This is a genomic window from Georgenia daeguensis, from assembly GCF_039537705.1.
GTDB classification, from domain to species: domain Bacteria; phylum Actinomycetota; class Actinomycetes; order Actinomycetales; family Actinomycetaceae; genus Georgenia; species Georgenia daeguensis.
Genome location: NZ_BAABBA010000047.1, coordinates 1 through 6935, shown reverse-complemented (window position 1 = coordinate 6935; position 6935 = coordinate 1). Strand labels below are relative to the sequence as shown.

The 6935-nt window shown below is 66.9% G+C and carries 7 protein-coding genes and 4 pseudogenes; 4 read left to right on the top strand and 7 right to left on the bottom strand.

The features are described 5' to 3' along the window. Positions 1–218 precede the first annotated feature (218 nt). The 3 genes and pseudogenes from ABD774_RS21000 to ABD774_RS20990 all read left to right on the top strand — a co-directional run. Positions 219–815 (top strand): recombinase family protein, encoded by a 597-nt coding sequence (locus ABD774_RS21000; protein WP_010534181.1) that lies wholly within the window; start codon positions 219–221, stop codon positions 813–815. Next, positions 700–957, top strand: a pseudogene (locus tag ABD774_RS20995) (helix-turn-helix domain-containing protein); the annotation flags it as partial. The gene ABD774_RS21000 and the pseudogene ABD774_RS20995, both read left to right, overlap by 116 nt. 63 nt (positions 958–1020) lie before the next feature. Continuing rightward, positions 1021–1368 (top strand): annotated as a pseudogene (locus ABD774_RS20990) (TniB family NTP-binding protein); the annotation flags it as partial. A 188-nt stretch (positions 1369–1556) separates the two neighbouring features. On the opposite strand, the gene ABD774_RS20985 reads toward ABD774_RS20990, so the two are convergent. The 7 genes and pseudogenes from ABD774_RS20985 to ABD774_RS20955 form a co-directional block, all read right to left on the bottom strand. Continuing rightward, complete coding sequence (locus ABD774_RS20985) at positions 1557–2339, bottom strand: Fic/DOC family protein (RefSeq protein WP_345045593.1); 783 nt, start codon at positions 2337–2339, stop codon at positions 1557–1559. 15 nt (positions 2340–2354) lie between these two features. After that, the gene (locus tag ABD774_RS20980; protein ID WP_345045590.1) at positions 2355–2558 is read right to left on the bottom strand and encodes an antitoxin VbhA family protein; all 204 of its coding nucleotides are present in this window, start codon (positions 2556–2558) and stop codon (positions 2355–2357) included. Then, positions 2555–3157: a recombinase family protein gene (locus tag ABD774_RS20975; protein ID WP_425554624.1), complete on the bottom strand. Its 603-nt coding sequence runs from the start codon at positions 3155–3157 to the stop codon at positions 2555–2557. The genes ABD774_RS20980 and ABD774_RS20975 overlap by 4 nt, the downstream gene beginning before the upstream one ends. 44 nt (positions 3158–3201) lie before the next feature. Continuing rightward, positions 3202–4182: a hypothetical protein gene (locus ABD774_RS20970; RefSeq protein WP_345045587.1), complete on the bottom strand. Its 981-nt coding sequence runs from the start codon at positions 4180–4182 to the stop codon at positions 3202–3204. Positions 4183–4342: 160 nt separating this feature from the next. Next, a pseudogene (locus tag ABD774_RS20965) lies at positions 4343–4834 on the bottom strand (transposase); the annotation flags it as partial. Between the two features lie 79 nt (positions 4835–4913). Then, positions 4914–6128 carry an IS110 family RNA-guided transposase gene (locus ABD774_RS20960; protein WP_345045586.1) on the bottom strand — a complete coding sequence of 405 codons (1215 nt, stop codon included), beginning with the start codon at positions 6126–6128 and terminating at the stop codon, positions 4914–4916. Positions 6129–6352: 224 nt separating this feature from the next. Continuing rightward, positions 6353–6502 (bottom strand): annotated as a pseudogene (locus tag ABD774_RS20955) (transposase); the annotation flags it as partial. Between the two features lie 41 nt (positions 6503–6543). On the opposite strand from ABD774_RS20955, the gene ABD774_RS20950 reads away from it, so the two are divergent. Beyond that, positions 6544–6858, top strand: coding sequence for a transposase (locus ABD774_RS20950; RefSeq protein WP_345045583.1), 315 nt, complete (start codon positions 6544–6546; stop codon positions 6856–6858). The last annotated feature ends 77 nt before the right edge of the window (positions 6859–6935 follow it).

The window sequence follows — 6935 nt, the reverse complement described above, 5'->3', positions numbered from 1 at the left end:
GCTGGCAGCAACTCCCACGCTGGGTGTTTTGGAGCAATCGAACCCCTGTTGCGGAACGCTCGCGCGGGCTAAGCGTTGAGTGAAGACGACTTCGGAACACCCGTGCAGCCGACTTCGGAGATTGACAAGAGGAACGACGGCACGCCTGGCGGGCTGTCCCGTAAGACCCGTCCGGTGAACTGTCCGGTGAAGGGAGGCTATATGACACACTGGGGAGCATGTCCCCCTTGAAGGTCGGCTATGCCCGAGTCTCCACCGACGAGCAGGACCTGACCGCGCAGCGTGACGGACTCGCGGCGTTCGGCGTCGATCCCAAGCGCATCTACGTCGATCACGGGCTCACGGGCCGCAACGCCGACCGTGAGGGCCTGCGGCAGGCGCTGGCTGCCTGTCGGGACGGCGATACGTTCGTGGTCACCAAGCTCGATCGGCTGGCGCGTTCAGTCCGTGATGCCCACCAGATCGCCGACGACCTCGCGGCGCGGGAAGTGAAGCTGAGCATCGCCGGATCGGTGTACGACCCGACCGACCCGATGGGGAAACTGTTGTTCAACGTGCTGGCGATGGTCGCCGAATTCGAAGCCGACCTCATCCGTGCCCGCACCCGCGAGGGGATGAAGGTCGCCAAGGCCAAGGGCCGGCTGCGCGGGAAGTCACCGAAACTCACCCCCCGGCAAGAAGCTCACCTCGTCCAGCTACATGCCGCCGACGAGCACACCGTGGGCGAGCTGGCCGAGCTGTTCAGCGTGGGCCGCTCCACGGTCTACCGCGCCCTTCAGCGCGCCGAGCGCGGGCGCGAGAACGCCTTGCAGTAGGTGCGTCGTGGACGCTCGAGCGCGGTGGCGAATCCTCAGGCTCCACGTCGAGGACCAGGTGCCCCTCGCGCGCTTAGCTCGCGAGACCGATGTAGGGCTGCGGACCCTGGAGCGCTGGCACGCCCGCTACCGCGCCGACGGCTACGCCGGACTGGAGACAGCCTCACGGGCGGACACCGGCTCCCGCCGCCTTCCGCCCGACCTCGTCGACCTGATCCTGATCGGCATGCCCGGCCTGGAGAAGCAGTTCAGCCACTACCCCCAGTTCTACAGCCGAGTCGGCTTCGCCCACCAGTACCGGCCCCTGGGACAAGACGAACTGCTGTTCGTCCTCGAGCGACACTGGCGATCCCTCGGCAAGACCCTCGACCCCGACGACTTCACCGACGCCCAAGCCATCGCAGCCATCGCACGGATCACCCGCGGCAACTTCCGGCTCCTCGAACGCCTCTTCCCCCAGATCCAGCGGGTCCTGAAGATCAACGAACTCGACACCATCACCAACGACGTCATCGAAGCCGCACAGAGCACCCTGGTCATCGGTGTCACCTGACCCCGCCACGAAGCGACCGAAGAACCCCGCCATTCAGCAGACGAAGTCACAGTCAGGCTGGGAGCTGTTTCAGCCGTCCATGGAGTACACCCCGTTGGACACCGAACAGCTGCGCGCGAGAGGGCCGGCAGCCTGTCTACCCACCCAGCAGACACCCGCCACCCCCGTGGTTACCCCTCTCGGAAATCTCAAGTATCGCGCGTAGAGCGACCGTTGCCCTCCCGACTGACGTGCGCGACGAGCACGGCGACGTAGGTTTCGGCCAAGGCACCTGGATACTCGCTCTCCGGAATGGTGCGAAGCAGGTCGGTGTAACGAAGGGCGTCACTGATCGGCGCCCAGGCAGTCTCCAGCTGGTCCGCAGCGACGAACCTCGAGTAGCCCTTGGCCATGTCCACAGTGCGCAGCTCCCCCGCCCACTCGTAGACGTCTTGGAACAGCTGACGATGGATGGACCGGAGGCCATCAAGGTCGAAAGTCGCGGGTAGTCCCAAGTCTGCGAGTTCCGCGGCGCGCATCGGCACGAGTACGTCTTCAGCCTGGCGGAGCTCGTCGTAGGTCCGCGCCCCGACGAGGTTGCGCAGCACCGGCGCTCCCACCTCGGGGTCCCAAGTGTCTGGGTCGAGATTGCCATCCCACCGCTGGTGCTCGGTGCCGATTTCCCAGGGCTTCCCTCCGATCATGGCGTCATCCCAGAAGCGCAGATAGGTGTCGCTTGCCTGCATGTCCGACGACGACAGCGCACCGAGGACTTCGGGCGGTGGAGTGACCCCGTGCAGAGCTTCCAAGCGGCGCAGAAAGTCAGGCAACGTCCCGGCCTCGTGAGGGGTGGTACCGATCACGTAGACGAGCTCCGCATCGTCACGCGGCGGCCACGGCTCGTGGCCGGCGTACCCGGTCTGCAGGGCAGGGTCCCAGCCGGCGGTCCAGATGCGCTCGCTCCGGGGATCTACGAACTCCAGCTGACTCATGGCGTACAGCCCGACCTAGACGTCGCGCGGGTAGAACGGAAGAGTCCCCTTGCCCAGGCGGATCATCTCCTCGACGTCGATCTCCCCGTCCACGAAACGCTGGATAATCGCTTCGGTCTCGGGGGTGACGTGGCCGCCTTCCATCTCAGTGCTGTGCTTGATCCGGGCGAGCGCGTCAGCGCGCGCTGCACGCTGATCCGGTGTGGGGCGGGTGCTCATAATGATGGCTCCTCGTACAGGGGTAGGGCTCCATCAGTATCGCGGGAGAAGTGGGCCAGGGACGCAATCTCGCCGCGCAGCACGCGGCCGACGACGGCCTTGGACAAACCCGTCGAGGCCGCGATCACGGCGTGCGTGGTTCCGACCTCGGCCATCTGGTGGATCAGGCGGAACTGGTGTTCGTTGACGCGGCTGGGGCGGCCGAGCTGTCGGTTCTGCGCCCTCGCAGCCGCTAGGGCGGCGCGGGTGCGTTCCACGATCAGCTCGCGCTCGAACTGCGCCACCGCAGCGACCACGTGGAACAGCAGCCGCCCACCCGGAGTCGTGGTGTCCAGTGCCTCAGTCAGGGAACGGAACTCGACGCCGCGCCGGCCGAGGTCGTCCACGAGCGAGACCAAATGCGAAACCGACCTGCCCAACCGGTCCAGCTTCCACACCGTCAGCACGTCACCGGGCTGCAACTGCTCCAACAAGCCCGTCAACCCGGGTCGCTCCGCACTCGCCCCCGAACAGTGGTCAGTGATGATCCGCACCTCCTCGACCCCCGCAGAACGCAGCGCCGCGAACTGGAGCAGCGCATCCTGATCGGTGGTCGACACCCGCGCATGCCCCCACGCCCGACCCACAGTCTCAGACGCCGAACTCATTCGGACTCACCACCCTCCTGAGGCCCCTCCCCCGGCCTGACCGGGGCCTCGGCCTCGTCCCGTCTGGTGAGCCGGCTCACAGCCTGTTCGACCCAGCGTCGCCACCCCGGCGCTCCGTACCCGTCTCGCAAGACTTCGACCCCAAACAGCAGGGCCGCGACACCCAACAGCAGGAGCGCGACACCCACCAGCAGGTTCCCGTCTCGCAAGCTCGCGACACCCACCAGCAAGCCCGCGACACCCGCCAGCAGGAGCGCGACACCCGCCAGCAGGAGCGCGACACCCCACAGCAGGGCCCCGACACCCGCCAGCAGGGCCCCGACACCCAACAGCAGGAGCGCGACACCCCACAGCAGGTTCCCGTCTCGCAAGAACGCGACACCCAACAGCAGGACCGCGACACCCCCCAGCAGGAGCGCGACACCCACCAGCAGGTTCCCGTCTCGCAAGAACGCGACACCCCCCAGCAGGACCGCGACACCCAACAGCAGGCGCGCGACACCCCACAGCAGGTTCCCGTCTCGCAAGTCCGCGACACCCATCAGCAGGAGCGCGACACCCCCCAGCACCGTGGCGAGACTGAGCGCGGCATCTGACCACTCGACCTGGTGTGCCGCCCGCACCATCAGCAATGCGCTGGCATACAGGGAGCCGACGACCAGCGTGGCCCAGAACACCGAGGTCTCCGTCGACAGCAGCAGCGCGGTGCCGACCACGTACACAACGCCCAGCAACCCCGCGATGATCCGACCCAACAGAGTGGGACCAAACCGGTCACGAGCGAAGACGCCACCAGGACGAATCAGGTAGGCCACGCCCACCATCAGCAAGGGCACGATCCAGAAGACGCTACGCAGCTCGTCGGGCACGGCATCAGCCGGCAGCACGTACGGCAAGATGCCGAGGATCGGGGCCATCAACAGCCCGATTCCCTTCCCCAGGCTGTCTCCGCCACTGGCCGTGCCGCGATCCGCCATCGTCTTCCCACTCCCCTCGGGGTCCAACTCGAAACTCCGCCGAAGAAGCGGTTTCGAGTCACAACCTGACTGAGTGAGACTTTCGAGCCGCTGGGGTGCTCATTCGTAGCGCGTCCGCGCCTTGGGGGTCTGTCCGATTAACGGTGGGCGGCACTGGCGTTTACTGGTTGTTCCCTGCCGGGTCGAGGCGGCCCGGGAAGGTGATGGCGAACGCGTTCAGTGCCGGCTTCCACCGGTTCATCCATCGTTTCTTGGCGGTGCCGGTGGGGTCAAGGGAGCGCGCCACGAGGTAGAGGCACTTCAGGGCGGCTTGGTCGGTCGGGAAGTGGCCACGGGCCCGGACGGCCCGCCGGAAGCGGGCGTTCAGCGACTCGATCGCGTTCGTGGTGCAGATGACGCGGCGGATCTCGACGTCGTAGGCCAGGAAGGGGATGAACTCCTCCCAGGCTGAGCGCCACAGCCCGATCACTGCCGGGTACCGGGTGCCCCAGATGTCGGCGAACTCGGCGAACCGAGCCTCGGCCGCAGCCGCGGTCGGGGCGGTGTAGACCGGCTTGATGTCACGGGCGATCGCGTCCCAGTTCTGCCGGGCGGCGTACTTGAACGTGTTCCGCAGCAGATGGATCACACAGACTCCCGCTGTCAACCTGGGCGGTCGGGTGCCTCCCTGCACCGTGGCAGACGGGGGTGCCTCGACGACGCGGGGTCGGCGAGGCTTGAGGTGTCCGGTCTTAGTTGCCTGCGGGGGTGTGGTGTCCGCGATCGGGGTCGAAGGGTTGGTGGTCGGTCCAGGCGCGCCACAGGATGCGGGTCCATCGGGCGCCGAGGCCGCGGTAGGCGCGGTAGCGGCTGTGGCCGGCGGCGCGGGCCTGGTCGTAGACCTGTTTGCTCCACGGGTCCTCGCGGGCTGCCACGGTCATCCACCAATCGATCGCGTGGCGCAGGTGCTTGTTCGCGGCGTAGCGGAACCGGACTTGCCGGGTGCGTCCCGAAGCGCGGGTGACGGGTGCCAGACCGGACTCCGCGAGCAGGGCGCCGGGGGCGGGGAACCGGGCCCGATCGTCGCCCAATTCACCGATCATGACGCCAGCGATCACGCTGGCGATACCGGGGAAGCTGGTGAACAACGCACCGTCGGGGTGGGCGGCGACTGCCGCGGCGAGGTGAACGTTGAAGTCGCGTTCCTGCTGATTGAGCATCTCGAGTTGGTCGACCAGGTGCAGCGCCATGATCTGTTTCCCGGCGGTCGTGCCCGGGCTGCCGGCCAACAGATGGGGTTGCATTCGTGCTAGCAACACGGCCGGGTCGACGCGTCCGCTGTAGTGATGACGGCGACAGAACCTGGCCATCCGATCGACGGTCATCCTCGATGCGGCTACCGGGTTCGGGTAGTCCCGGATGAACGCCAACGCGATATCGCGGTCCAGGGAAGAGAACAGGTGCAGCGGTGCCGGATGGTAGGCCTCCAGGGTCGCTCGCAGCCTCGACTCCACGGCCCGCTGCATCAGCGTGATCCGTTCGCGGTCCCTCGACAGCGACGCCACCAACGCGGTTTGTTCCGAACGTGCCGCTAACGGCCGCCATTGATCGTGCTGCTGGCGCAGCGTGTCGGCCAGGACGAACGCGTCGAACGCGTCGCTCTTGGTATCAGCGAGCCGGTACCGCTCCCTAGCCCGCGAGGACAGTTTCGGCGATACGCAGTACACCGTGATACCAGCGGCTTGGAGGTGCTCGACCAGCAGCCCCTCGCCGCGTTCGATCGCGACCCGCACCCTCAAAACGCTCAGCTCAGCGAGGGTGTCGTCCAATACGGGCAGCCCGTCCGTGGTGTGCCCGACCCGACGTCGGATCAGCACTTCCCCGGTGTCATCAACCGCGCACAGTTGATGTTCGCTGCCGCCCCAGTCAACACCGAGGAACGCCTCGGTGGGCATCGACGTGACCATGCTGCTCCTTCCGCAGCTGATGGCCTGCACCCCGCGCGGCGGGCCCGGTTCCCTGGTACCTCATCTCGGCACTCGAACGTGCTGCTCCCTGCTGGCCAATCGATACCGGGCCTGCCCCGCCACCGCCGAACGGGTCTGCATGTGGACCTCCCACGGTGCTCGTTTGCATAGGTCCTGACGGTGACGGTGCAGCCCAACAGCGGGACCATCCCGCCACCTCCATGGTGCACAGATGACGTCTGCACCACCGTCTTGTCCCACACGGTGTTGACCGCCTCCGGCAGGCCCTTCAGACCGTCGCAGACCAGCATGAGCACATCGGCGACACCCCGGTTCTTCAGCTCGGTCAGGACAGCCAGCCAGTGCATCGCCCCGGGTCTGATGGAGGCTCTCATCACAGGGAAGGATGGGAGTCATGGCAGCACCGAGGAAGTACTCGGAGGAATTGAAGGACCGGGCGACCCGGATGGCGGTCGAGGCGCGTCGGGATCCGGCGTCGCGGGCGGGGGCGATCTCTCGGATCGGCAAACAGCTGGGGATTCACCCCGAGGCGTTGCGGAACTGGGTCCGCCAGGCCGAGGTCGATGGCGGGGTCCGCCAAGGTGTGTCCAGCGACGACGGGGCGAGGATCGCCGCGTTGGAACGAGAGAACCGTGAACTGCGACGGGCGAACACGATCTTGCGGCAAGCGAGCGCTTATGTGGGTGATGTCTGTCAAGCGGGGGTTTGATCGAGGCGTTCGAGGAGGTTGGTGTAGACCTCGGCGCGGCGGGTTTGGCCTTTGGCGCAGGCGTCGTCGCGTTGGGC